This is a genomic window from Enterococcus plantarum, from assembly GCF_001730295.1.
In the GTDB taxonomy this organism is placed as follows: domain Bacteria; phylum Bacillota; class Bacilli; order Lactobacillales; family Enterococcaceae; genus Enterococcus_L; species Enterococcus_L plantarum.
The window spans coordinates 234892-260146 of record NZ_MIKA01000012.1 but is presented as its reverse complement, the minus strand read 5'-3'; the positions used below and the strand labels follow the sequence as shown (position 1 = coordinate 260146).

Annotated in this window: 22 protein-coding genes and 2 other annotated features; of the genes, 16 read left to right on the top strand and 6 right to left on the bottom strand. The window is 35.9% G+C overall.

Annotated elements, in window-relative coordinates:
* Positions 1–321 precede the first annotated feature (321 nt).
* The 9 genes from BCR22_RS15675 (at position 322) to ftsY (ending at position 10896) form a co-directional block, all read left to right on the top strand.
* A complete protein-coding gene (locus BCR22_RS15675) occupies positions 322–1554 on the top strand; it encodes a hypothetical protein (RefSeq protein ID WP_069654177.1) in 1233 nt (410 codons plus the stop codon).
* Positions 1555–1763: 209 nt separating this feature from the next.
* The gene (locus BCR22_RS15670; RefSeq protein ID WP_069654176.1) at positions 1764–2132 is read left to right on the top strand and encodes a hypothetical protein; all 369 of its coding nucleotides are present in this window, start codon (positions 1764–1766) and stop codon (positions 2130–2132) included.
* Positions 2133–2414: 282 nt separating this feature from the next.
* On the top strand, positions 2415–3044 hold the full coding sequence (locus BCR22_RS06750; protein ID WP_069654175.1) for a hypothetical protein: 630 nt from the start codon (positions 2415–2417) through the stop codon (positions 3042–3044).
* A 1-nt stretch (position 3045) separates the two neighbouring features.
* Positions 3046–3456, top strand: coding sequence for a hypothetical protein (locus BCR22_RS06745; protein WP_069654174.1), 411 nt, complete (start codon positions 3046–3048; stop codon positions 3454–3456).
* Between the two features lie 285 nt (positions 3457–3741).
* Entirely contained in the window at positions 3742–4149 is a 408-nt protein-coding gene (ndk, locus tag BCR22_RS06740) for a nucleoside-diphosphate kinase (RefSeq protein WP_069654173.1), read from the top strand.
* A 248-nt stretch (positions 4150–4397) separates the two neighbouring features.
* The gene (gene rnc / locus BCR22_RS06735) at positions 4398–5090 is read left to right on the top strand and encodes a ribonuclease III (RefSeq protein WP_069654172.1); all 693 of its coding nucleotides are present in this window, start codon (positions 4398–4400) and stop codon (positions 5088–5090) included.
* A gap of 23 nt (positions 5091–5113) precedes the next feature.
* On the top strand, positions 5114–8692 hold the full coding sequence (smc, locus tag BCR22_RS06730; RefSeq protein ID WP_069654171.1) for a chromosome segregation protein SMC: 3579 nt from the start codon (positions 5114–5116) through the stop codon (positions 8690–8692).
* 146 nt (positions 8693–8838) lie between these two features.
* The gene (locus tag BCR22_RS06725) at positions 8839–9666 is read left to right on the top strand and encodes a Cof-type HAD-IIB family hydrolase (protein WP_069654215.1); all 828 of its coding nucleotides are present in this window, start codon (positions 8839–8841) and stop codon (positions 9664–9666) included.
* Between the two features lie 33 nt (positions 9667–9699).
* Positions 9700–10896 (top strand): signal recognition particle-docking protein FtsY, encoded by a 1197-nt coding sequence (gene ftsY / locus BCR22_RS06720; protein ID WP_420841168.1) that lies wholly within the window; start codon positions 9700–9702, stop codon positions 10894–10896.
* A gap of 222 nt (positions 10897–11118) precedes the next feature.
* Here ftsY and BCR22_RS06715 read toward each other — a convergent pair whose 3' ends face one another.
* Positions 11119–11997 carry a YitT family protein gene (locus BCR22_RS06715; protein ID WP_069654169.1) on the bottom strand — a complete coding sequence of 293 codons (879 nt, stop codon included), beginning with the start codon at positions 11995–11997 and terminating at the stop codon, positions 11119–11121.
* Positions 11998–12194: 197 nt separating this feature from the next.
* On the bottom strand, positions 12195–12689 hold the full coding sequence (locus BCR22_RS06710) for a cysteine hydrolase family protein (protein WP_069654168.1): 495 nt from the start codon (positions 12687–12689) through the stop codon (positions 12195–12197).
* Between the two features lie 229 nt (positions 12690–12918).
* Here BCR22_RS06710 and gshAB point away from each other — a divergent pair, with 229 nt between their 5' ends.
* Complete coding sequence (gshAB, locus tag BCR22_RS06705) at positions 12919–15186, top strand: bifunctional glutamate--cysteine ligase GshA/glutathione synthetase GshB (protein WP_069654167.1); 2268 nt, start codon at positions 12919–12921, stop codon at positions 15184–15186.
* A gap of 145 nt (positions 15187–15331) precedes the next feature.
* On the opposite strand, the gene BCR22_RS06700 is transcribed toward gshAB, so the two are convergent.
* Entirely contained in the window at positions 15332–15781 is a 450-nt protein-coding gene (locus tag BCR22_RS06700) for a YueI family protein (protein WP_069654166.1), read from the bottom strand.
* A gap of 198 nt (positions 15782–15979) precedes the next feature.
* Here BCR22_RS06700 and fitA point away from each other — a divergent pair, with 198 nt between their 5' ends.
* From fitA to fitD, 4 genes are all read left to right on the top strand, one after another.
* The gene (fitA, locus tag BCR22_RS06695; protein ID WP_069654165.1) at positions 15980–16927 is read left to right on the top strand and encodes an iron chelate ABC transporter permease FitA; all 948 of its coding nucleotides are present in this window, start codon (positions 15980–15982) and stop codon (positions 16925–16927) included.
* Positions 16924–17892 (top strand): iron chelate uptake ABC transporter family permease subunit FitB, encoded by a 969-nt coding sequence (gene fitB / locus BCR22_RS06690; protein WP_069654164.1) that lies wholly within the window; start codon positions 16924–16926, stop codon positions 17890–17892. The genes fitA and fitB overlap by 4 nt, the downstream gene beginning before the upstream one ends.
* On the top strand, positions 17889–18647 hold the full coding sequence (fitC, locus tag BCR22_RS06685; RefSeq protein WP_069654163.1) for an iron chelate ABC transporter ATP-binding protein FitD: 759 nt from the start codon (positions 17889–17891) through the stop codon (positions 18645–18647). Before fitB ends, fitC begins: the two co-directional genes overlap by 4 nt.
* A gap of 244 nt (positions 18648–18891) precedes the next feature.
* The gene (gene fitD / locus BCR22_RS06680; protein ID WP_069654162.1) at positions 18892–19854 is read left to right on the top strand and encodes an iron chelate ABC transporter substrate-binding protein FitD; all 963 of its coding nucleotides are present in this window, start codon (positions 18892–18894) and stop codon (positions 19852–19854) included.
* 321 nt (positions 19855–20175) lie between these two features.
* On the opposite strand, the gene BCR22_RS16015 is transcribed toward fitD, so the two are convergent.
* The 3 genes from BCR22_RS16015 to BCR22_RS06670 are packed head-to-tail and all read right to left on the bottom strand — an operon-like array spanning position 20176 to position 21148.
* A complete protein-coding gene (locus BCR22_RS16015; protein WP_420841167.1) occupies positions 20176–20496 on the bottom strand; it encodes a DUF2085 domain-containing protein in 321 nt (106 codons plus the stop codon).
* Positions 20497–20509: 13 nt separating this feature from the next.
* Positions 20510–20809, bottom strand: coding sequence for a zinc ribbon domain-containing protein (locus BCR22_RS06675; protein WP_069654161.1), 300 nt, complete (start codon positions 20807–20809; stop codon positions 20510–20512).
* Positions 20810–20860: 51 nt separating this feature from the next.
* Entirely contained in the window at positions 20861–21148 is a 288-nt protein-coding gene (locus tag BCR22_RS06670) for a zinc-ribbon domain-containing protein (protein ID WP_069654160.1), read from the bottom strand.
* A gap of 326 nt (positions 21149–21474) precedes the next feature.
* Positions 21475–21710: a binding site (T-box leader), on the top strand.
* Between the two features lie 144 nt (positions 21711–21854).
* Between BCR22_RS06670 and BCR22_RS06660 the strand changes: the two genes are divergently transcribed.
* Both BCR22_RS06660 and pepT read left to right on the top strand, forming a co-directional pair.
* The gene (locus tag BCR22_RS06660; protein WP_069654158.1) at positions 21855–23531 is read left to right on the top strand and encodes a peptide ABC transporter substrate-binding protein; all 1677 of its coding nucleotides are present in this window, start codon (positions 21855–21857) and stop codon (positions 23529–23531) included.
* 38 nt (positions 23532–23569) lie between these two features.
* A complete protein-coding gene (gene pepT, locus BCR22_RS06655; protein WP_069654157.1) occupies positions 23570–24805 on the top strand; it encodes a peptidase T in 1236 nt (411 codons plus the stop codon).
* Positions 24806–24874: 69 nt separating this feature from the next.
* Positions 24875–25101, top strand: a binding site (T-box leader).
* The last annotated feature ends 154 nt before the right edge of the window (positions 25102–25255 follow it).

Below are 25255 nucleotides of genomic sequence, written 5' to 3'. Positions count from 1 at the left end.
GATAATGTAATCAAAGAACAACCTATTTAAAGTAGTACTGGTATGAAAAAGTGGAAATCGAATAAAAATATTGTTAGTTAGGCTGCTTATTTCTTAGAATTAACAAGATATAGGTAGTCTAATCTTTGTTAAAATATTAGAGAACTATTTTCTCTGTATGTGTTTTGAATTCAAAGAATTTTATGATAAAAATTCTAATGTTGGGATTAATATTGATGTATATAGTTTTTTATTAACGGGAGCGGAAGTTAAAACCGTATAGATTTTCATTATTTTATACTACAAATAGTGGATTGAATTTGTGATTTGGAGGTTAATTTAGTGGAGACAAGTAGTAAAAGTAAATCGCCAGAAGAGATGAACAAAGAATATTTTAAATCATTTGTAGTTACTAGAGGAAGTATTAGTTCGCTATACATATCCTGGGCGGGCTTAGTCATTACTTTTCTTTGTTTACCAATAACATGGAATGTTGCTATTTTAGGTTATGGAATAAATCCGCTACAAAGTAAGGTTAATATCTTTATTGTATTTATAGCAATCTTTATGTTGTTAACATTTTTAACAGTTAGACTCAGCTTTACCAGAAAATTTCTGTTCCGACATCAAGGTTTTGCGAGTATTTGGTTAATATTTTTTTCAGTTTTACTTACGTCAGTTTTAATGTTTATGTTTTATATGATAACGCAATGGGATAAACCAAACGAAATTTGGTATGAATCTGAGTTTTCAATTATTGTTCTGTTACTATTCGGATTAACATATCTAGGTTCTCTTTTTTATAATTTTTATTGGTTAAAAAAACAATTAAAAATTGGGTTTTCAGAGAAACGTACAACTGCTAACTATTTTGCACGAGCTAAGGTTTACGAGTCAAAATCACTATGGATAATCTTTGGTTTTTCAATGATAGGAGCCTTTTTAACAGGGAATTTAGCGAGAGTGTTTGGCTTGGTGTTTGGTATGTTTTTAGGCGCTGCTTTTTCTAGATTAACAATAGAGCTTGCCTACTCTGCATTTCTACTAAATACAGACAAAGAATATTGGGTCAATTATATTGATGAGCCAGAAAAACCATGGAAAGAAGTTCTAAAAAAACGTTTAAAAAAGACATCCACGTATGTGATTATGGGTGTTCTACTAATTGTTGCCATGGTAGAAATAGAAGATAGATACAAGGTGCCTAAAGGCCTGCAGATTACATTTTCATATGTTCTCATGGCGATCCTACTCTTTTTTGTGGTAGCTTTCATAATGTGGATTATAAAAAAAGTGAGGGATAAGCGCGATACAAAACAAGTACACAATAGAGTAAATGGTATGGAGAAAATTATCTCAAGAGACACAGAAAAGGAGACTAAAAAAATGAATGAAAAAAAGGTACAACGTAAATGGGCATTAGTAATTGCGGTGTTATTTACACTAGGGGCAATCAATCAATTGGTAAAAGGAATGGATTTATCTGAATCTTATGGTGCGGGAAGTCTTGTAAGTTTAATAGCATTCCCAGCAATATTTTATTATCTAGCCTTTAAAAAGAAAAAGGAAAAATAATAAAGTTGATAAACTAAAAAGAATGATTTAATAGAAAAATAGATAGTTTTTTTCTGCTTATCGAATTGTCATGAGGGTGGAGCCAGTAATATTTTTGGTGAGTATATTCATGATAAAAATTTTAAACATAATAGTAGAAAAAAATCTATCTATATAAAGTAAGATGAGTTTTTGGGAATTTATTATTAAGAAAAAGTGGGAGAACTCAGTTGAATGATAAAAGTGTACCATTACTGAAAATAGATACAGATAAATCTATTTACTTTGATTTATCCAAAAGTGAATTGTTTATCCAAGAATTTGATGGTCCGTTTACTGAGAAAGCAAGAGGAAGCTATTCTAAATCCAGTACGTGGTCAATAAGCATGGTAGGAGGACTGTTAATAATTCCACTACTTGCCAAACAGTTTAAATTTGTTTCTTTTATGCCGATTTACTTAACTGTTCTTTGCCTTTTTGGAGTAGGATGGATTATAGGAAAACTTTTAGCTAATCAATTTGTAGAGAAATCCAGAGGAAAACGAATTAAAAAATTTCAAAAAAGAAGAAGTAATGAAAGTTCTCAGGAACTCAAGTAATTTAAAGCTACTGGTATGGGTACAATTTATATTTTTATTGGGATACGGTATGTTTTTTTATATTCACTTTCAATTAACAGGCTGTCAACAGAAAATAAGATTCTATTACTATTAGTAAGTTTTGTAACTAGTCTAATCCATTATTCTGTCCATCCATTTGCACAACAGAAAGCATTTCGAATTTTAAAAAAGCAAATGAAATCAGGTAAGTATGATGAGAGTTGATACTTATCCATTGATTTTGAAATGTATATCTAGGAAGACGCCAAAAGGAGAAATCTAATGATAACGAATAGACTTATTCAAACAAAAGCCAACTTTGGAAAAATATACGAACTAAGAGAAGAAAATAAAATCATTGGTACGACTAAAATACCAATAAATTTAAGAACACAGATTAATGTCTCAATAGCAAATAAAAATTTCAAATTACAATTTTCCATTATTAAAGATGCATTAAGCCGTTTCGATTATACTAAAAATGTGAGACTACTACCATTTCAACTATTTAACGAAAACAATGTTTGGGTGGGGTCTTTGTGTGAAAGAAGAACAAAATGGTTGTTTGGCTATACTTTTTTTGAATTGAATTACAATGATGAAACGTATTACTTCTATGCAATAGGACTAGGAAAAAAAGGATTAAAAATTCCAATCTATGACTCTGAGGACATTCAAGTAGGCCTGATTGAAAAAGACAATATATCCTACGATAATAAGAGCACGTACTTAATAAATACATTAAATAAACATTATCAAATCTTGGCATTCCTCTTTGCGGTTTATTACGATAATGCATATTATTCGCCAAATGAAGTTGCGTACAAATCCAAAGAGATTAATTATAAGTATACGATAAACAAAGAATTAAAAAGTAAGTACAATCCCCAATTTATAGAAGGAAGGTATTAATATGAAAAATAAGTACAAAATTTTTCTTTTAGTTTGCATAACTCTGATTATTATGGTGGGTTGTTCAGGGTCAAAAGAGATTCAGAAAACTTGGAAAGCGGAAGATGCGACGGATAATGTGTATTCTATAGAAATTAAAGCCAACGAAATAAATATTTCAAACGATAAAGAAAATGAAAAACTAGACTACAAACAAAATGTTATAGGAATTGAAAATGGCGTTAAATATTATGGTTTAACGATTGATAATGAAAAATATTCTATACTATTTCCGGAAAAAGATAATACCGATTTAGCGTTATTTTTGAAAATAGATAGTGATGATTATCTAGATGGCACTCTAGTTTATGCCATGAATACTAAGGAACAACCAAGTTATAATGATTATACGGAAAAGTTTTTAACACATTAAAAAGAGAAATGTAATATACAGAGTTCGGTGAGACGAGCCTCAATAAGAATGATTAGATTAGTATGTAAAATAATATAAATCTATAGAGAGAAAAAAGTTAATTATTCATAACTATTTGTGTTTAATCGCGCTTAGATATTCGATCAGTTTCACAAAACTATCTACCAATCACAAAGAAAAAACATTTTTTGTCATTTGTAGCCTAGACGTGAATTCTAAAGCGTGATAACCTTAAATTTAAGCGCTTACAAACTTATTCGCTTGAAAAAAAAGGAGAGAGATCATATGGAAAAAACACTCGTTATCATCAAGCCAGATGGCGTTTCACGTAAATTAGTTGGAGAAATCCTACAGCGATTTGAGAAAAAGCAATTAAAGCTTACCCAATTAAAAGTAGCACAAATGTCCAGAGAATTAGCAGAAGAACATTACGCACATGTGAGGAAATTTGATTTCTTTGAAGATATGATAACGTACATGACTTCATCAGAAGTTATTTATCTTGTTTTAGAAGGAAACAGCGTCATTAAAACGGTTCGTAAAATGGTTGGCGCAACAAATTGTTTAGAAGCTGAACCGGGAACGATTCGGGGAGATTACGGTGCTAATAGTTACGAAAATATTATCCATGCGTCAGATTCACCAGAATCGGCTATGGTTGAGATCAAGCGATTTTTTAACGAACCGAATTAAAGTAAAAAGCGTATCAAGATAGTAGGATGATCTTGAACGCTTTTTGCCTTTTTAAATGACAAAAATTACTAAGATTCCCCTTGTTTATTATAAAAAGTCTCATACTGTACTGTAAAATCAATAGGAAATCCCTCAAATAACATGAATTTAGCAGTGATTTTAGCGCAATTTCTCCCTAACCATTTAAAAATTCCGTAAAAAAAAGTATAATAGAGAAGGTTGTAAATAAACTTAAAGGAATGTAGCAAATGGACAATCAGCTAACTACAGAATTAAAAGAACGTTACGGCATTGTTTTCCATGATGTCAACCTATTAGAACAGGCTTTTACCCATTCATCCTATGTGAATGAGCATCGATACTTAAAACTATCTGACAATGAACGATTAGAATTTTTGGGAGACGCCGTTTTAGAATTATTGGTTTCTCAATATTTGTATAAACAATTCCCAGAGATGCCAGAAGGCAAGCTGACAAAAATGAGAGCGGCAATCGTTCGTGAAGATAGTTTGTCAAAGTTTGCAAAAGAATGTCATTTCGACCAATATATTCTTCTGGGCAAAGGAGAAGAAAATTCTGGTGGACGGACACGTCCAGCATTACTTTGTGATCTATTTGAAGCATTTTTAGGTGCGTTGTTCTTAGATCAAAAAGTGGATGCAGTCAAAAAATTCATTGCAGAAGTCATTTTTCCCAAAATTGATGCCGGTGCTTTTTCACATGAGATGGATCACAAAACACATTTACAAGAAGTTTTACAACGACAAGGGGACGTCAACATTGAGTATCGTTTAGTCAATGAAGAAGGACCCGCTCATGATCGAATCTTTTTTGTTGAAGTGTATGTCAACAAAAAAATGATTGGAACAGGTCAGGGAAAATCGAAGAAATTAGCAGAACAGGATGCCGCTGAACGAGCGCTGAAACAAAATCCTGAGTAAGCTTGGAAGGAGCCGTTTTATTCGTGTATTTAAAACGAATTGAGATCGCAGGATTCAAATCCTTTGCGGATCGAACTGTTATAGAGTTTGAAAATGGTGTGACGGCTGTCGTTGGACCGAACGGTAGCGGAAAAAGTAATATCACCGAAGCGATTCGCTGGGTCTTAGGTGAGCAGTCTGCTAAAAGTCTTCGAGGCGGGAAGATGCCAGATATTATTTTTGCAGGTTCGGAAGGCCGTAAAGCATTGAATATTGCAGAAGTAACGGTTGTATTAGATAATAGTGATCACTTTTTACCTTTAGATTTTACTGAAATCAGTGTGACTCGTAGATATCGCAGAACAGGTGAAAGTGACTTTTATATCAATAAACAAGCTTGTCGATTGAAAGATATCCACGATTTATTTATGGATTCTGGATTGGGGAAAGAATCATTTTCGATCATTTCACAAGGGAAAGTCGAAGCGATTTTTAATAGTAAACCAGAAGACCGCCGTGGTATTTTTGAAGAAGCAGCGGGTGTTTTGAAATACAAACAACGCAAGAAAAAAGCAGAACAAAAACTATTTGAAACAGAAGATAATTTAAGTCGTGTGCAAGATATTATCTATGAATTAGAAGACCAACTAACACCCCTAGCTGCACAAAGTGAAGCGGCTAAAGAGTTTTTGAAACTTAAAGAGAGTCTAACAGAAATCGATGTTAGCTTGACTGTAACGGAAATCGAAGTAGCCAAAGAAATTTGGGAAATCAAGACAAAGGAACTTGCTGAAATCGAAGAAAAGTTACAAAATGCCAGCAAAAAAATCCGTGATTCAGAAGATGAACTATTTCAACTACGGGGAAAACGGAACAAATTGGATGAGCAGATTGAAACGGAACAACAACAGCTTCTACAAATTACAGAAGCATTAAAACAAACCGAAGGACAAAAAAATGTCTTAGTCGAACGCTCAAAACACACGATGCAAACAACAAGTGAATATCAGCAGTCTTTAGAAGAAAATGCTGAAAAAATTACACGTTATCGTGAAGAAGTTCAAGATTTACAAACAAAAGTTACGGAGAAAAAAGCCCAACGTGAATCATTAGTTGATGCAATCAAAGCCTCAGAACTAGAAGTCGAAAAATATAGCAAATCGTCAAAAGAATTACTAGAAGAATTACGTAGCCAATACGTTGAAGTGATGCAAGAACAAGCGAATACGACCAATGAATTAAAATATTTAGAACGTCAGTATCAGCAAGAAACGACTAAAAATCAACATTCTATTCAAAAACATGAAGCGTTGGAAAAACAAATGACTGATGCGTTAGCTGAAAAAGAACAACTAGAAGCAAGCGCAACTGCATCTGACCAAGCGTTAACAGCTCAAAGAGAACAATATACGCAATTAAAACATCAGTTGGATCAAAAACAAGGGCAATTAGCTGTTGAACAAAAGCAAATGTACCAAGCGATGAACCAAGTACAACAAGCCAAAGCTCGTCAAAAAAGCCTACAAGAAATTCAGGAGAATTATTCAGGATTTTATCAAGGTGTTCGTGCTGTATTAAAACATAAAGAGCAACTCACCGGAATCGTCGGTGCAGTTGCCGAACTGATTGATGTACCTAAAGACTATACTTTAGCAATCGAAACGGCTTTAGGTGGCGCAGCACAACATGTGGTTGTGGAAACGGAAAAAGATGGACGTGCCGGTATTACGTTTCTGAAACAGCAACATAGCGGACGAGCAACTTTTCTGCCGCTAACGACAATTAAACCGAGAACTGTATCTAGTGCAGTACGCGATCGCGTCAGCAATATATCAGGGTTTCTAGGAATTGCCAGTGAATTAGTTCATTTTTCAGATGAAGTCAGCAATGTGATTCAAAACCTATTGGGTGTGACCTTGTTAGCAGAAACGTTAGAGAGCGCTAACCAATTAGCGAAGGTGGTCAATTACCAGTATCGTGTCGTTTCTTTAGAGGGCGATGTCATGAACTCAGGGGGTTCGATGACCGGTGGTGCTAATAAGCGAGGCAATCAAGGCAGCTTGTTCTCTCAAACGCAAGAACTTCAGACATTGACGGAACAAATGGAACGTGTTGAAAAACAATTGACCATCAACGAAAAAGAAGTACAGCAGTTGACCGATGAAGTGAAACAACTCAATGAAAGATTAGAACAATTACGTTCAACTGGCGAGACAAGCCGTTTGAAACAGCAAGAATTACAAAATAAACTAGCGAATCAAGAAGAAACGATTACACGTTTAACGAAAGAACAACGATTGTTTGAATTTGAAGCTCGTGAATTACATCAATTTTTAACGGAATATCAAGTAAGAAAAGAAGAGCTAACACAACAACAGCAAGAACTAAATCAAACAAAAGATCGTTTGGATCAAGAAATGAAGCAAGTCGATCAAGAAGCTAGCCAAATGGAAACGTTACGGGCGGAAGCTTTTGAACGTTTCAATCAAGTCCAAGCAGATCAAGCTGTTGTTACAGAACAATTAGCTCATTTAACTGAACAAGCAGCAGAAAAACAAACCCAGTTAGATGAATTCTTAGCAAGAGAGACAGCTTTACGTCAACAATTGCAACAATTAAATGATCATTCGACAGATCATCAGGTCACAGAAGAAAGCTTAGCGGTTCAATTAGAACAACTAGCTGAGAAAAAAGAGCAGCTACAAACAAACATTCAAGAAGCAAAAACGGCTCGTCAACATTTACAAGAACAAGTGGATCAAATTGATACAGGTTTGGCAGAAGAAAATAAACAACAACAGCATTTATTGACGGAACAGACCAAGATTGAAGTCGAGAAAAACCGTTCAGAAATCAAATTGGATAACGCTTTACAATATTTGCAAGAAGAATACAGTTTGACCTTTGAACGTGCGAATGAAGATTATGAACTGACGATCGACAAAGAGCAGGCTAAAATTGAAGTGAAGCGTCTGAAACGTGATATCGAACGCTTAGGTCCTGTCAATCTCAATGCCATCGAACAATATGAACAAGTTAATGAACGTCATGAATTTTTAGTATCTCAGCGTGATGACTTATTAGATGCTAAAGAGCAGTTGTTTGAAACTATGGGTGAGATGGATGAGGAAGTCAAAGCACGCTTTAGCGAAGTGTTTGAAGCGATTCGGGCTCAATTTAAAGTCGTATTCCCTAACATGTTTGGTGGGGGCCGAGCGGAGTTGATTTTGACCAATCCAGAAGATTTGTTGAACACAGGGGTCGAGATCGAAGCACAACCTCCAGGTAAAAAACTGCAAAATTTAAGTTTACTTTCTGGCGGTGAACGTGCTTTAACTGCGATTGCCTTATTGTTCTCTATCATTCGTGTTAGACCTGTTCCGTTCTGTGTGCTGGATGAAGTCGAAGCCGCTTTAGATGATGCGAACGTTTCGCGTTTTGGCCATTATTTAAGTGAATTTGAAGAAGATACGCAATTTATTGTGGTCACTCACCGCAAAGGAACGATGGAAGCGGCAGACGTGTTGTATGGTGTTACAATGCAAGAATCAGGTGTGTCGAAGATCGTTTCTGTTCGTTTAGAAGAAGTCAAAGAAGGCGGCGCAATCGTCGCTGAAAGCTAAAGGCTGCTATTTTCTAGCTTTACAGAATAGCTCTACTAAAAAATGATAAAACATGAATGAGGGAAATAGTCCTTCATTCATGCTTTCTATTTTTTAATTAGATCAAATCGAACCTATTAAACGTTTAATAAGGAGGAATGACTGGATTGATTAAATTAGTCGCTATTGATTTAGATGGCACACTTTTAGATAGTAAAAAGGAAATCTCAGCAAGGAATAAAGAAGCGTTGACACAAGCAAAAGCTGCGGGTGTTAAAATCGTCATTTGTACAGGTCGACCATTAGCAGCAATCGGTATTTACTTAGATGCATTGAATTTACGGGACAATGGAGATTATAGTATCACGTTTAACGGTGGTTTGGTCCAAAAAAATGACACGGGTGAAATCATAGAGAAATCTTCTCTCGCTTTGGAAAATGTACACGAGTTGTACGAGTTAGCCAAATCATTGAACGTCCCTTTAGATATTTTATCGGATGGGCTTGTAATGCAACTGTCAACAACACAAGAGTATGAATCATTGTATAGTCAATTAAATAAGTTACTGACATTTGAGTCGTATGAAGTAGCGCAATTGACTACTGATAGAATTTACAATAAAGCTGTTATAGCAGTCGATCAAGCCTATTTGGATGAGCAAATAAAAAAAATCCCTAGTTCATTTTACGATCGCTATGAAGTAATCAAAACGAGAAGTAATTTGCTGGAATTTATGCCTAAAGGAATTACGAAGGCATATGGTATTTCATTATTAGCCAGAGATTTAGGCATCAAGCAAGAAGAAATCATGACCATCGGTGATGAAGAAAATGATGTACCAATGATTGAATATGCAGGACTTGGTGTAGCCATGGAAAATGCTGTCGCTAAGGTGAAAGACTTGGCAGATGTTATTACAGATACAAATGACAATGACGGTGTCGCACAAGCTGTTGAAAAATTTGTGTTAGAACCATTGAGAGGAGGGAATTAAATGGGATTTTTCGATAAAATTAAAAAAGCGTTTATGAATGAAAAAGAAACACCACCCGCTGAAGTCGAAACAGACGAGGCAAAAGAACTTGTCGAAGACGAAGCGAAACCCGAAGAACAATTTGAACAGGAAACAGAGCAAGAAACAACGGAAGAAACACAGAATGACTCTGTTGAATATCCTGAAGCAGAGGAAGTGGAAAGTGATCCTCATCTGATGGATCCTCCTGTTATCCCAACAGAAGAACTTGTTGAACCTGAAGTGATTGAAGAGCAAGAAGAAGAGATCATTGTACAAGAGAAGTACGAAAAAGGGCTGGAAAAAACCCGTAAAACCTTTGGCGCAAGGTTAAATGAGTTATTTGCTAATTTCCGCTCAGTAGATGAAGACTTTTTTGAAGAATTAGAAGAAACCTTGATCGGTGCTGACGTTGGGTTTGATACAGCAATTAAAATCACGGAATCTCTTCGACAAGAAGTAAAATTACGTAATGTGAAAAAACCAGCAGCAGTTCAAAATACAATCATTGAAAAAATGGTTGATTTGTACGAAGCAGAGGGTATTGAAGAAAATAATGCGTTAAATATTCAGACGAATGGCTTGACAGTCATGTTGTTTGTAGGCGTTAACGGTGTTGGGAAAACAACCAGTATCGGAAAACTAGCACATGAATTCAAACAAGACGGTAAAAAAGTGGTGCTGGCAGCAGCAGATACTTTTAGAGCAGGGGCTATCGATCAGTTAGTTGTCTGGGGCGAACGTGCCGGTGTCGAAGTGGTTCGAGGCAATGCAGGTGGTGATCCAGCAGCGGTTGTCTTTGATGCAGTAGAACGTGCGAAAACGGAAAATGCAGATATCTTACTTGTAGATACAGCAGGCCGTTTGCAAAACAAAGTCAATTTGATGAACGAATTAGAGAAAATCAAACGCGTGATTCAGCGTGAATTGCCAGATGCGCCCCATGAAGTGTTGCTTGTAGTAGATGCAACCACAGGGCAAAATGCAATGTCACAAGCAAAACAATTTAAAGAAACAACAGATGTCACTGGTTTAGTTTTAACGAAATTGGATGGTACAGCAAAAGGTGGGATCGTTCTAGCGATTCGCAATGAGTTGCATCTACCAGTGAAATTAGTTGGATTAGGCGAAGGAATCGATGATTTAGAACCATTCGATGCAAATGATTTTGCGATTGGATTGTTTAAAGGATTACTAAAAGTCGAAGAGTAGAGAATAGTTAAAAAACCTTTTGAGTAACTACAACGAAGTAGAATCTCAAAAGGTTTTTTAATTTGTTCGAGGTGGTCTAAGCGGTTCATCCCGCTTTTTTTTGATCTAGCGATATGAACCAGACCTCTCAACAAATAGATAAACTAATGAAAAGATAAAGAGCATCTTTCCAGTAGTTTCCTAATTTGTTCGAGGTCTAAACGGTTCATCCCGCTTTTCTGCTTACAAATTATTTGTCTCAATCCCATAGTCTTCTGCGATTTTCTTTAAACTAAATCCTTTACCAAAAACTTCACTGGCATTCATCGAAACAATAAAGGCTTCTTCATCAATTGCCAGAACGTTCTCTTTGATCTTAGCAAAGTCTTTTTCACTAATGACTGTCATCATCAACATGCTTGGATTTTTTTGATAACCCCCTTCAATTGGAACCATCGTTAAGCCTTTGTCCATATCGACTAAGATTTTTTCTTTGATTTCCGTATATTTCGGTGAAATGATCATGACATTTTTCGAACGAACGAAGCCAACTTGGACCATGTCCACCACTCTCCCAATAAGGTATAAACAAATAAGTGAGAAGAGTACTGTATCAGTATTGAAAACAAAGAGCGCGGATAAAATCACTAAACCATCTACGAATAAAATCGAAACACCTAATGAAATTTTAAAGTACTTATTCACCATTTGTGAAATGATCGCAGTCCCACCAGTGGAAGCATTCCCTCTAAATTCAAGCCCTAGCCCAATCCCGGTTAAAATACCACCGAAGATCGTTGCGAGAAAAATATTGTGCGTAAGGACGGGCAAATGAGTCGTGATCCCTACAAAAAATGGGTAAATCAAACTGCCATAAATCGTTTTGATCCCAACTTCTTTTCCTAAAAATAAAAAGCAAAGAAGTAATAAAGGCAAGTTGATAGCATATAAAATCAATGCGGGATTGATCCCAAATAAATAATTGATTACCACGCTGATCCCATTTGCGCCTCCTGCTACGATTTTATTTGGTAATAAAATCGAATTGATCGATACCGCTAAAATAAAAGAACCAATCGTTACATACAACGTATCTTGGATTTGTCTTTTTGAAAATTTCATGTAAAACGTTCCTCCAATGTCAAAGAATGTCGGATATTTCTTCATTGAACGAATAATAAGAGCAAAAGAAAAATAGTTCAACAAATATCCCCTAGTTATACTATCATGAATGACTAGAGGATACCATGAGATAATGTTAATTTTTAGTCGCTGAATGTGGTAAAATAAGAGAAAGTAGAGATATCGTATTTTTTTAATCAAATAAACGTTAGAAAACGGTTGTCCCAGAGTTTTTCATGATGCTGGATAATTGTTTGGGCTCCTAATAATTCATTGTTTAATGTGGTGCTAAGGCCTCGTTTCATGAAACAAGTATACCCTAAGCCGTGAGCCATACGAATCGTCGTATCAACACAATATTCTGTTTGAGCGCCACAAAATTCAAGCTCAGTAACAGAAAGGTCATCTAAGCATTTTTTTAGCTTTGTTTGGAAGAAAGAATTGGCATGAGTTTTTCCGATATAGAAGTCTTCTGCTCGGGCATCAAGTTGCTCAAATAATTTCCAGTTGTCACTAGCGACAACTAACTCGGTATCTTCATGCTGGATAAATAGAATTGGTTGGTGCTTATTTCGATAGTCTGTAATACGTTCGTTTACACCATTTAGGGTATCTGTCAGTCGAAACAACCCAGATCCAGTATTTTCTAAACCATTTTGAAGATCGATAACAATCAAAGCTTTATTAGCCATTATAACTCCTCTGCTTTAAAATTATTTTTTCTTTTTAGTATACAATGAAGTCGAATGACTTGAAAGAGTATATTTCAGTGAATAAAAAAATATAAAAAGACCTATTTTTTTACCAATTCAGTAAGTTTATTTTTTTTTAGACAATTTTTAAGCTAAAATATTCTTTTTGCTTCTCTTTTTCTATATAATGATGAGTAATGGAATAATAACGGGGAAGAAAGGCGACAGTATGAAATTTAGAGAGTTGTTACAGCAAAAAAGTGCACGTCCATATGTCATGGCTGCACGATTTGGATTAGAAAAAGAAAGCCAACGCACGACGTTTGATGGTCAACTAGCAATGACGGATCATCCAGAAGTTTTAGGAAATAGAACATATCATCCGTACATTCAAACTGATTTTAGCGAAACACAAATGGAATTGATTACACCTGTAGCGAATTCTATTAATGGGATGATGCGCTATCTTGCAGCGATTCATGACGTGGCGATACGCTCAATGAATAAACATGAGATGCTTTGGCCGTTAAGTATGCCGCCCAAACTACCACCAAAAGATGAAGATATAAAAATTGCTAAACTCGAGCAGTATGATGGAATTCTGTATCGTCGTTATTTGGCAAGAGAATATGGGAAACGTAAGCAAATGGTCAGCGGTATTCATTTTAACTTTGAGTATGATATTGAGTTGGTCAAACAGCTGTTTTCAGCACAAACTGAGTATGAAACGATCGAAGAATTCAAAAATATTTTATATATGAAAGTCTCACGTAATTATTTGCGTTACCGTTGGTTGATCACCTATTTATTTGGTGCTTCACCTGTCAGTGAGGTTGGTTACTTTACTGAACGTGAAGAGCGACCAAATGGACCTGTCAGAAGTTTACGTAATAGTGCATTTGGCTACAAAAATAATGAAAATGTCAAAGTATCTTATGAATCATTGCAACATTACATCAACGACATTCATCGGATGGTTGAAAATGGCATTTTATCAGAAGAAAAGGAATTTTATTCAGCGGTTCGATTACGTGGTGGTAAGCAAATGGCTGATTTACCTAAAACTGGCGTTCGCTACATCGAACTTAGAAATCTAGATTTAAACCCATTTGCGCCATTAGGTGTGGACGAAGAGTCACTTGAATTTATTCATTTGTTTATGTTGTATTTAGTATGGACAGATGAAAAAGAAGCTCCGAATGATTGGGTAGCAACGGGGGATTTCTTGAATGAACAAGTAGCGTTAGGTCATCCGTTTGCACAAGTAAAACTTTTAGCAGAAGGCGATCGAATTTTTGCTGAAATGGATGAAATGATCGAAGCTTTAGGTCTGTTTAGAGCTAAAAAATTGTTAGAGATTCATCGCACCCAATTAAGAACACCTGATTTAACGATTGCTGGCAAAATGTGGACAATTATTGAAAGCAACTCGAACCAAGAACTAGGGATCATTTTTGGAAAAGAGTATCATGGGATGGCGTTTGAACATCCATATCAATTAGCTGGTTTTAGAAATATGGAGCTCTCTACACAGTTATTTTTATTTGATGCTATTCAAAAAGGTGTAGAAGTTGAAGTATTAGATGAAGCCGAACAATTTTTAAAACTTAAACATAATGACCATATCGAATATGTTAAAAATGCAAATATGACAAGTAAAGATAACTATATCGTGCCGTTGATCATGGAAAATAAGACGGTTACGAAAAAAGTATTGGCAGAAGCTGGCTTTACAGTGCCAGGTGGCGATGAATTTGATACGATCGAACAAGCAGAACAGGCGTATATAAAATATTCAGAAAAAGCATTTGTAATCAAACCAAAAACAACAAATTATGGCTTAGGCATTACGATTTTTAAAGAAGGAGCCTCGTTAGCTGATTATACAGAAGCGTTGAAATTAGCATTCAAAGAAGATTCGGCCGTATTGGTCGAAGAATTTCTACCAGGGACGGAATACCGCTTCTTTGTGCTGGATGATCAAGTGCGTGCCATTATGTTACGTGTGCCAGCAAATGTAGTTGGTGATGGAATTCGCTCAGTTGAAGCATTAGTAGCAGAAAAGAATCTTGATCCATTGAGAGGAACACACCATCGCTCACCTTTGGAACTGATTCAGTTAGGTGATGTTGAACGATTAATGTTAAAAGAGCAGAATCTCTTAACAACTTCTGTACCGGAAAAAGATCAAATCGTTTATTTACGAGAGAATTCCAATATCAGTACTGGCGGTGATTCAATCGATGTAACGGATGATTTTGATGATAGCTACAAGCAGATTGCAATTGAAGCAGTTCAAGCTTTAGGCGCAAAAATCTGCGGGATCGACTTGATCGTTCCTGATAAATCGGTCAAAGGAATAAAGAATAGTCGCACTTACGGAATTATAGAAGCAAACTTTAATCCAGCTATGCATATGCATGCCTATCCACATACCGGTAAAGGACGTCATTTGACGATGGATGTATTGAAGATGTTGTACCCAGAAGTATTTTAGAAAGCAAATCATAAAAAAGCAGCAAAGAAAGCAATCTGTTTTCTTTGCTGCTTTTTAGTTATCCAAACGAATGATCGAGAAATACGAATGAAGGGGATAACTCTATAACTTGACACTGCAAGGTACCTACTTGGTTCCCTTTCTCCTAATGAAAAAGTTTATGCCAGAATCCCTTTTTAGACTCTTCTGTTTTGATAGGTGTATCCGTTTGGTTCGGATATTTTTCCTCAATATCGATCGTTTCCTCATTTACCGCTTCTTTTGCAGTTAAAACTAATCCAAAAGATTCGGGAGTATTTTCAACAAAATCATTTACTACGGTAAATTTTATGTTTCGCTCATTGATCAATTTAATATAGCGAGATTGCAGATCACTTGCCATTGCACCATTCAAAAGAACCTTAGCGTCAGGGTGTTGTGTCAGTTCTTTTAAGAAATTTGCTGTATCCGCTGTGTTTTTCATCTGTGCAATCGTCATTGTTAGGTAACATCTTTCGCGAAAGGTGCCCATATATTTTCGCTGTTCTTCTGGTTTTAGTAGCGGGGTGCCATACATTGCATTGTCTAAATGTTTCTGTAAGTCATCTTGTGCCATTAATTATCGTACCTACTTCCATATAGTCTTACTTCGAATTATAGCATAGAACAAGAGAGAAACACCTGAAAAAAATTGATGTTTGGCTCTAATTGAGAAGGAATAAAAGCTAAAAAGGTATTGCTTTTCTTACTCATTTCGCATAGACTAATAAGTAAGAATGAAAATCATTCTCAATTAGAAAAATGGAGCAAGTATATGAAAAAAATAGGCCTATTTGTTCTCTTACTCCTTTTGATTGTATTATCAATTTTTGTCGGAGTGAAAGATATCTCTCTGACACAATTGTTTCAATGGGATTCACAGCAACAATTAGTATTGTTAACAACGCGGCTGCCTCGAACGATCAGTTTGGTGATTGCTGGAAGTACGATCAGTATTTCAGGTTTGATCATGCAGCATTTAACACAGAATAAATTTGTTTCGCCAAGTACTGCAGGCACGATGGATAGTGCTCGTCTAGGGATTTTAGTCGTCATGATCCTTTTTCCGAGTGCACCGTTATTATTTCGATCGTTTATTGCCTTCTTGTTTGCTTTTGGCGGCACATTGATTTTTATTTTTTTAACACGCTTTTTACCTGCAAAAAATCAAGTGATGATTCCACTGATCGGCGTGATGTTTGGAAATATCATTGGTTCGGTGGCAACGTTTTTTGCGTATCAATTTCAGCTCGTTCAAAATATGTCTTCTTGGTTACAGGGGAATTTTTCCACAGTGATGAAAGGCAATTACGAACTGCTTTATCTAACGATTCCGTTATTGATCATTACGTATCTTTTTGCGTATCGTTTTACGGTAGTCGGGATGGGTGAAGATATGGCGACGAATCTGGGATTGAATTATCAACGGATTCAGTTATTTGGGTTAGGTATCGTAGCTTTATCCAGTGCAGTGGTCTTGATCATGGTTGGAAATATTCCCTTTCTCGGTGTGATCGTACCCAATCTAGTGTCGATGCGGTATGGCGATCATATGAAAAATACACTGGCAATCACAGCGATTGGCGGAAGTATTTTTTTATTGGCGTGTGATATTTTAGCACGTATCGTGATTGCACCGTATGAAATCCCAGTTAGTGTGGTTGTCGGTGTTTTAGGCAGCTTTATCTTTATCGCATTATTGATGAGGAGGAAAATAGCATGAAAAAAATCTTCCAGTCATCAGCGGTGAAAATTCTATTATTGTTGTTTGCCGTTATTGCGGTTTGTGTATTGTATTTGTCTTATAAAACATATGGAAATTGGGCCTTTGCTTTAGAGTTGAGAGGGAAAAAATTACTGGCTTTTGTTTTTGTCGGGATCGCAGCCACATTTTCAACGATCAGTTTTCAGACGATGACACAGAATCACTTTCTAACACCAAATATTTTAGGGTTAGATTCATTATACGTTTTTATTCAGACCTTATTGTTTTTCTTTTTAGGTGGACAACAGCTTTTGGGCAATGAAACAATCGCTACGTTTCTTTTGAATGTTTTGTTGATGGTGAGTGCTAGTATCATGTTGTCTCGTTTTTTATTGAACAAAGGTGGGAATGATCTATTTTTATTATTGATGATTGGGATTATTTTAGGAACCTTTTTCAATAGCATTAGTACATTTTTGCAAGTGGTGATGGACCCAAATGAATATGATTTACTACAAGGTAAATTATTTGCCAGTTTTGGAAATGTGAATAGTCAGCATTTACTAATAGCGGGTATTTTGATCACGTTCTTGGTAGGTTTCTTATGGCTAAAAAGTCATGCGCTAGATGTCTTGCATTTGGGAAATGAGCAAGCAACTAGTTTAGGAATCAATGTTCCGAGGTTCCAGTTTATCTTGTTGACGGTCATTAGTGGGTTGATCGGGCTTTCGACAGCGTTGGTTGGACCTGTCACATTTCTTGGATTTATTGTAGCAAATATGAGTTATCAGCTCATGGGTACCTATCGACATCGTGAATTATTCTTAGGCGGTAGTTTATTGTCAATCTTATTATTGGTGTTCGGCCAATTTCTTGTAGAGCAAGTGTTTCAGTTGAATACCACGTTAAGCATTGTGATTGAATTTGGCGGCGGTGTCTATTTTGTCGGAAAAATTATTAGTGAAAGGAAGCAGCGCAGATGATCGAAATCAAAAATGTGTCAAAGAGATATGGTGAAAAGATTGTTGTGTCAGAAGTTCAATTGCCGATTACGGAGCAAAAATTAACAGCATTTATTGGTCCAAATGGGGCAGGGAAAAGTACGCTGCTTTCGATGATGAGTCGTTTAATTCCCAAAGATACTGGTGAGATTTATTTAGATCACAATGAAGTAAAAACGTGGAAACAAAGTGAATTATCTAAAAAGCTATCAATTTTAAAACAAACGAATGGCATCAATCTGAAAATTACCGTTCGAGAGCTAGTTAATTTCGGTCGTTTTCCTTATAGTAAAGGGCGTTTGAAAAAAGAAGACCATGAAAAAGTTGAAGAGGCAATGGCAAATCTTGGGTTGCTGGATTTGGCAGATGAATTGATCGATACATTGTCAGGTGGTCAATTACAGCGAGTCTATATTGCGATGGTTTTAGCGCAAGATACGGATTATATTTTGCTGGATGAACCGTTGAATAATCTAGATATGAATTTTGCGGTCCAAATGATGCAGACCTTACGCCGTTTGGTAGATGAATTTGGGAAAACAGTCATTATTGTGCTTCACGACATCAATTTTGCAGCGAGCTATGCAGATGAGATCGTAGCAATGAAAGACGGTCGCCTATTTACTCATGGTAGTACAGATGACATTATCCAATCAGAAGTTTTGAACAAACTATACGATATGACTATCCGAATTTGTGAGATCGAAGGAAAAAGATTTTGTATGTACTTTAATTAGAACAGTGGAACGAACCCTTTAAATTTCGAACAACTAAGTTCTTCAATTCTTAGTGTCTTTGATACTTAGAAATTGATGAAATCGTAACGATGTGCAGTAGGTATTTTTCTAGATTAATTTATTTTTATTCGTTATTGCTGAGAAGGCTAACATGTGTGTGGCTAGATCATAAGAAAAACAGAACAAACACATTAATCTACGGTAGAAAAAATTTAAAAACATTATTTAAACTGGGGGAAATAAAATGAAAAAGAAATTCTTAGCAATTGCAACTGTATCAATGATCGCACTTCTTACTTTAGGAGCATGTAACAACAATGATAAAAAAACAACAGACGGTTCAGCTTCGAAAGAATCAAGTTCAGAAGCAACATCAATCACAGTAAACGATTCAAATGGTTCAGTAGAAGTACCCAAAAATCCTAAAAAAGTGGTTGTTTTCGACAATGGATCACTAGATACGATCGACGCACTAGGGGCGGGGGACGCAGTTGTTGGTGCGCCAACCAAAAACTTACCTAAATATTTAGACAGCTACAACAAAGTAGAATCTGCAGGTGGAATCAAAGAACCGGATTTAGAAAAAATCAATCAACTAAAACCAGACATGATCATTATCTCTGGTCGTCAAAAAGATTTCCAAGATAAGTTGAGCAAAATTGCGCCAACCATTTATCTTGCAGTTGATGCCAAAGATACGTGGAACTCTACGAAGAATAATATCGAAACATTAGCTGAAATTTTCGACAAGCAAGACGAAGCAAAAACAAAGATTGCTGATTTAGAAAAAGAAATTGCAGATGTTAAAGAAAAAGCACAAGCAAGTGATGAAATAGCGCTCGTTGTTTTAGTAAATGAAGGACAACTTTCTGCTTATGGTAAAGGTTCTCGTTTCGGTATCGTCCATGATACTTTTGGCTTTAAACAAGCAGACGACAACATCGAAGCTTCAACACATGGTCAAAGTGTTTCATATGAATATGTATTAGAAAAAAATCCAGATATCTTGTTTGTAGTTGACCGCACGAAAGCAATTGGTGGCGACGATACAAACGATAACGTAGAAAACAATGAACTAGTTAAACAAACAAATGCTGGAAAAAATGGCAAAGTAATTTCTTTACAACCTGACGTTTGGTACCTAAGTGGTGGAGGATTAGAGTCTACACACCTAATGATTGAAGATGTACAAAAAGCGTTGAAATAAATCAAGGAAAATAAAAAAAGCATCTACATGATACTCGATTTTCTAGTACCCTAAGGAAGATAAAATTGAGTATGGGAGATGCTTTTTTTAGGTTCAAGTCAGTTTAAACAAGTAAGGGACTCGTTAGATTGATAGGAATATGCTCTATCAACCTCTACACAATCATTATAGTTGAGTACATTAAAAAGAGGCTGAGACAGAAGCGTTTAATCCCGAGAAATAAGAAGGGATTGCTTCTGATCCCACCGTTTATTCGCATCTGGGGTGTGAAACAAAAGTGATTTTACTTTTGTCCACGCCCTTAGGACAAGATTGTTTCATTTAACGTGCATGATTGTAGCCCAATAAATAGACATAAACCATCGACATTATGATTAATTGTGAAAAGGCATAACCAAACAATATACCTGTAATGCAGCGCCGTACATTTTTGCTTTCATAGGTAGTTAGTAATTGCAAAAAACCATCAAAAATTAATGGTAATAGCAAAAGAATTAAAAATAAAATAGAAAAATGTACAAATGGAAAACTGATAATACCAACTAAAATACCAATTAATTCTCCAGTACATCTAGCGCATATTGGGAACTGTTTTTGCCGAAAATAAAATGATCTATTTGGAAGACAATGACAACCAAAGATCCTAGCTAACCAATTAGTATCCAGAACTTAACGACGCTCCATACATACCTATGATGAAAAGTAAAACATAAAAAAATACAACACATCCAACACTTACTAAAGCACCAATTCCTGCAGCTTTCGCTGTTTTTGGCTTGTCATCTTTCCAAACTAAAAATAAAATTAAACCTACTATCGGAATACAACAACCTAGTAGTCCCCACAAAAAACCACCGTTATCGACATCTTTATTCGCATTTTCCGTTGGCACACCACAGTGTGGGCATACTACAGCTGCTTTGTCGATTTCTTTACCACAATTTGAACAGTACATAGTTAAAAGCTCCTTTTTTATTTTTACCATTAATTCATGTAGTTTATGATTTTATATCACAAGAAGTAGAAGAACAAAAAATAAGAAATACAAGATCCAAAATAGAATGATCGTAGACACACCGCAAAGCGCACCCAACCCAGCTGTTTTAGCAATTTTAGGTTTAGTTTCTAGCCAAATTAAATAAAGAATTAGTCCAACAACAGGAACAAAAAAACCTAGAATCCCCCATCCAATTTCAGTATTCCTACTAAAAAACTCTTTTTTTAAAATTGTTCCACAATGTGGACAAAGTACTGATTTTTCATTAATTTTACTGCCACAATTGGAACAATACATTCAAAATTCCACCTTTTAAAATATTAGTCATAAATGAATCAAATAACATGGTCTACTCATTATATCAATAATCAAAGTTAATGTGAACTTTATTTTATAACACGTAAAAATAAAAATCCTAATAATGTTTCCCTATACTCTTCATGGTTGAAATGACAACGATATAGTGCAAGAGATGATATCCTAAGTAGTGAGACAACTTTAAAAAGCCAGCTCTCTTATAATTTTCAAAAGATGTAATCAAATGGCTTGGAAATTATATAACCAATTATTGACGTTTATTCTCCTTATATGCTACAATCCATATAATACATTATCTATTAAAATTAAATGTGAAGATAAGGAAAGTATTTTTCAGATAACTCAAAGAGAGTCTCGTTTGGTGGGAAGAGACAGTGAATATGGAAGAGAAAATGGCCTTTGAACAAATTGATCGAACAAGTTAAGATCAATTCAGGTGCGCCTGTTATAGCGCCTCAGTATGGTTGTACTGAAAGAGTGGGCTTACTATGTAAGTCAATTGAAGGTGGTACCGCGAAAGTTTAAAACTCTCGTCCTTTTTATAGGATGGGAGTTTTTTTGCTATGAATCACTGCGCCTGGTTACGCCAGAGTAGATGATGAACAGTACTTGGCGACCAAAGGGAGAAACGGTACATTATATTCAACTTTTCCAACATCTACACAGACAAGGTAGGAGTAGCTTAATGTATATAGATACTGAAGGGGGAAACAAAGTGAAGAAAAAATTATTAGTCGTAAGTGCAGTATTAACGGGATTATTACTAACAGCATGCGGGGGCAACGACAAAAAAGAGACGACCAAAAGCGAAGCTGGTACAATCGCAGCAAGTCAAAAAATCGAAATCAGTTCACCAGCACCACTTTCAACTTTAGATACAACCCAAACAATGGATAAAAATACCTTTACGATCGTTCAACATCTTTTTGAAGGCTTATATCGTTTTGACGATGATAGCACGCCAATTCCTGGTTTAGCAGAGAAAGTTGATATCAGCGAAGATGGTTTAACGTATAAATTTACACTTAAAGAAGGAATCAATTGGAGCAATGGAGAACCAATCACAGCACAAGATTTCTTATATTCATGGAAAAAACTAGTAACGCCAGCAACAATAGGTCCAAATGCGTATTTATTAGATAACGTAAAAAACAGCAAAGCCATTCGTAATGGCGAAAAATCAGTTGATGAAATTGGTCTTTCTGCCCCAAGTGACAAAGAGTTTGAAGTGACATTAGAACAAGCACAGCCATCGTTTCTGACAGTTGCATCCATTGGCTGGTTAGCCCCACAAAACCAAGCGTATGTAGAAAAACAAGGAAAAGAGTATGCAACAGACAGCGAGCATTTGATTTACAGCGGCCCATTTATCTTAACGGATTGGGATGCTTCATCAGACACCTGGACATTAAAGAAAAATCCTGAATATTACGATGCGGATAAAGTGAAATTAGAAGAAGTAAAAGTCAATACAATCAAAGAAGAGAATACTGGGATCAATTTATACCAATCAAACGAATTAGATTTAGTCCGAATCAGTGGCCAATACGTTCAACAATATAGTGATGATGCCGGTTATGTAACCCATTCGGATGTCGCTAATTATTATTTGGATTTCAATAAAAAAGATGGAACAGCGCCTGACAACCTTCATTTACGAAAAGCGATCGCGCAAGCAATCGACAAAGATGCTCTAACAAAAAGCGTGCTAAATGATGGCTCAAAACCATTGAACGGTCTGATTCCAAGTGGATTATATAAAAATCCAGAAACCTCTGAAGACTTCAGAAAATTCAGTGGTGACCATTCAGTTTATGACGTGAAAAAAGCACAAGTCGAATGGGAAAAAGCCAAAGCTGATTTAGGCGATAAAATCAAACTATCTCTTTTAGTTTCTGATGATGATAATGGGAAAAAAATATCTGAATATGTTCAAAGTCAATTACAAGAAAACTTAAAAGGTATCGAAATCACAATCAATGCTCAACCAAAAAACAATGTCTTACAAACACGCAAAGATAAAAACTATGAACTGTCTTTATCTGGTTGGATTGCTGGTAGCAGTGATTTAGATTCTTATTTCAACTTGTATGCGGGAGAGTCTGCTTACAATTATGGTTCATATCAAAACACTGACTATGACAAACTGATTACAGATGCACGGACAACCAACGCCAATGTACCAGACAAACAGTTTGATGATTACAAAGAAGCCGAAGAAATTTTATTAGATCAAGATGCAGCTCAAGTTCCACTGTATCAAAGTGCATCTAATTATCTAATCAATCCCAAAATCAAAGGCATCAGCTATCACTTATATGGTGATTACTTCAATCTTAGAACAGCTTATGTCGAAGACTAAATAGCGTTACGAACTTGTGTGAAAGAAGGAATAAAAAAATGAGTCAATTATTAGAACGATTTATCCGTTATGTAAAAGTCAACACACGCTCTGATGCAGCCAGTCAATTCGTTCCGACAACACAAGGACAAATTGATTTTGCGCATATCATTGAAAAAGATTTAGTAGAAATAGGCCTTTCTGATATTCAGTACAATGAAGAAAATGGATTTTTGACGGCAGTTTTACCCGCTACAACGAATGAAAATGTGCCAACAATTGGGTTCATTGCGCATTTAGATACAGCAGATTATCATGCTGAAAACATCCAACCTAAGATTTTTCCGAATTATAACGGTCAAAATGTTGTGTTGAATGAAAAACGTGGCATTATTATGGAAACAGAAGAATTCCCCAATTTAAAAGAATATGTAGGTCAAACGTTGATCACAACGGATGGAACAACATTATTAGGAGCGGATGATAAGGCTGGGATTGTTGAGATAGTAGATGCTGTTGAGTATCTACTTGCACATCCTGAAATTGCACATGGCGAAGTTCGCCTTGCATTTGGGCCTGATGAAGAAATCGGACGCGGAGCAGACCGTTTTGATGCTGAACATTTTCCCGCTAAATTCGCGTATACCATAGATAGTGGCAGAGTGGGCTGTTTTGAGTATGAAACATTTAATGCAGCACAAGCAGTGATTACGATTGAAGGAACGAGCGTTCATCCAGGTACAGCCTATGGTGTAATGGTCAACGCCATCAAACTTGGTGAGTACATTGACGCACAATTGCCTAAAGAGGAAGTACCAGAAAAAACACGTGGACATGAAGGATTCTATCTATTGTCAAAATTTAATGGAACATTGGATCATGCCGAACTGACCTACATTATTCGCGATCATGACAAAGAACTGTTTCAAAAAAGAAAACAAACCCTCTCAAAAATCGTGAAAGAATTAAACGAGACATTTGATAAAAACAGAATAACAATTGATTTCTTAGATCAGTATTACAATATGGGCGAAATTATCGAAAAAGACATGACCCCTGTAAATCTTGCTGTCAAAGCAATGGAAAATCTAAATATCGAGCCGAATATTCAGCCATTTCGTGGTGGAACAGATGGATCAAAGATTTCATTTATGGGCATTCCAACGCCTAATTTATTTACAGGTGGCGAAAACTTCCATGGTCAATATGAGTTTATCACATTAGAATCGATGGAATTGGCTGCAAAAACAATTGTAGAAATCATTAAAGAAAATGCTACTCAGTCAAAAAATTAAGAAAAAAACCAATTTTTATATAAAAAATAGTTGACAAGATTAGAAATTTCTAATATGATTGTCCTCAATAGTAAAGCTTTGAGAAAGAGGAGTAACAACACTGGAACTTTTCAGAGAGCTGATGGTACTGCGAATCAGTAAGGGATGGGTTGTGAATGGACTTTCGAGCGAAATGTTGAATGTTAGTAGGCATTTTCGGGAACTCCCGTTATAGAGTAAGGTCGTTGTTAGACGACTGATAAGAGGAAAGAATTTCTTTCAACATTGAGGTGGCACCGTGAATTTTCGCCCTCAAACCACAGATTTTTTGTGGTTTGGGGGCTTTTGTGATTCATCACCACAATTGGTCTTGCCGGAGGTAGCTGATGAACAGCACCTGACGACCAAAGGCTACTTAAAAAGAAAGATACTTTTCAATGAGGTGGTACCGTGGATACTATTATTCGCCCT

Excerpts from the sequence above, each read along its gene's own strand:
- BCR22_RS06750 (WP_069654175.1), top strand. The coding sequence starts at position 2,415 with ATGATAACGAATAGACTTATTCAAACAAAAGCCAACTTTGGAAAAATA.
- BCR22_RS06745 (WP_069654174.1), top strand. The coding sequence starts at position 3,046 with ATGAAAAATAAGTACAAAATTTTTCTTTTAGTTTGCATAACTCTGATT.
- ndk (WP_069654173.1), top strand. The coding sequence starts at position 3,742 with ATGGAAAAAACACTCGTTATCATCAAGCCAGATGGCGTTTCACGTAAA.
- rnc (WP_069654172.1), top strand. The coding sequence starts at position 4,398 with ATGGACAATCAGCTAACTACAGAATTAAAAGAACGTTACGGCATTGTT.
- ftsY (WP_420841168.1), top strand. The coding sequence starts at position 9,700 with ATGAATGAAAAAGAAACACCACCCGCTGAAGTCGAAACAGACGAGGCA.
- BCR22_RS06715 (WP_069654169.1), bottom strand. The coding sequence starts at position 11,997 with ATGAAATTTTCAAAAAGACAAATCCAAGATACGTTGTATGTAACGATT.
- BCR22_RS06710 (WP_069654168.1), bottom strand. The coding sequence starts at position 12,689 with ATGGCTAATAAAGCTTTGATTGTTATCGATCTTCAAAATGGTTTAGAA.
- gshAB (WP_069654167.1), top strand. The coding sequence starts at position 12,919 with ATGAAATTTAGAGAGTTGTTACAGCAAAAAAGTGCACGTCCATATGTC.
- BCR22_RS06700 (WP_069654166.1), bottom strand. The coding sequence starts at position 15,781 with ATGGCACAAGATGACTTACAGAAACATTTAGACAATGCAATGTATGGC.
- fitA (WP_069654165.1), top strand. The coding sequence starts at position 15,980 with ATGAAAAAAATAGGCCTATTTGTTCTCTTACTCCTTTTGATTGTATTA.
- fitB (WP_069654164.1), top strand. The coding sequence starts at position 16,924 with ATGAAAAAAATCTTCCAGTCATCAGCGGTGAAAATTCTATTATTGTTG.
- fitC (WP_069654163.1), top strand. The coding sequence starts at position 17,889 with ATGATCGAAATCAAAAATGTGTCAAAGAGATATGGTGAAAAGATTGTT.
- fitD (WP_069654162.1), top strand. The coding sequence starts at position 18,892 with ATGAAAAAGAAATTCTTAGCAATTGCAACTGTATCAATGATCGCACTT.
- BCR22_RS06675 (WP_069654161.1), bottom strand. The coding sequence starts at position 20,809 with ATGTACTGTTCAAATTGTGGTAAAGAAATCGACAAAGCAGCTGTAGTA.
- BCR22_RS06670 (WP_069654160.1), bottom strand. The coding sequence starts at position 21,148 with ATGTATTGTTCCAATTGTGGCAGTAAAATTAATGAAAAATCAGTACTT.
- BCR22_RS06660 (WP_069654158.1), top strand. The coding sequence starts at position 21,855 with ATGTATATAGATACTGAAGGGGGAAACAAAGTGAAGAAAAAATTATTA.
- pepT (WP_069654157.1), top strand. The coding sequence starts at position 23,570 with ATGAGTCAATTATTAGAACGATTTATCCGTTATGTAAAAGTCAACACA.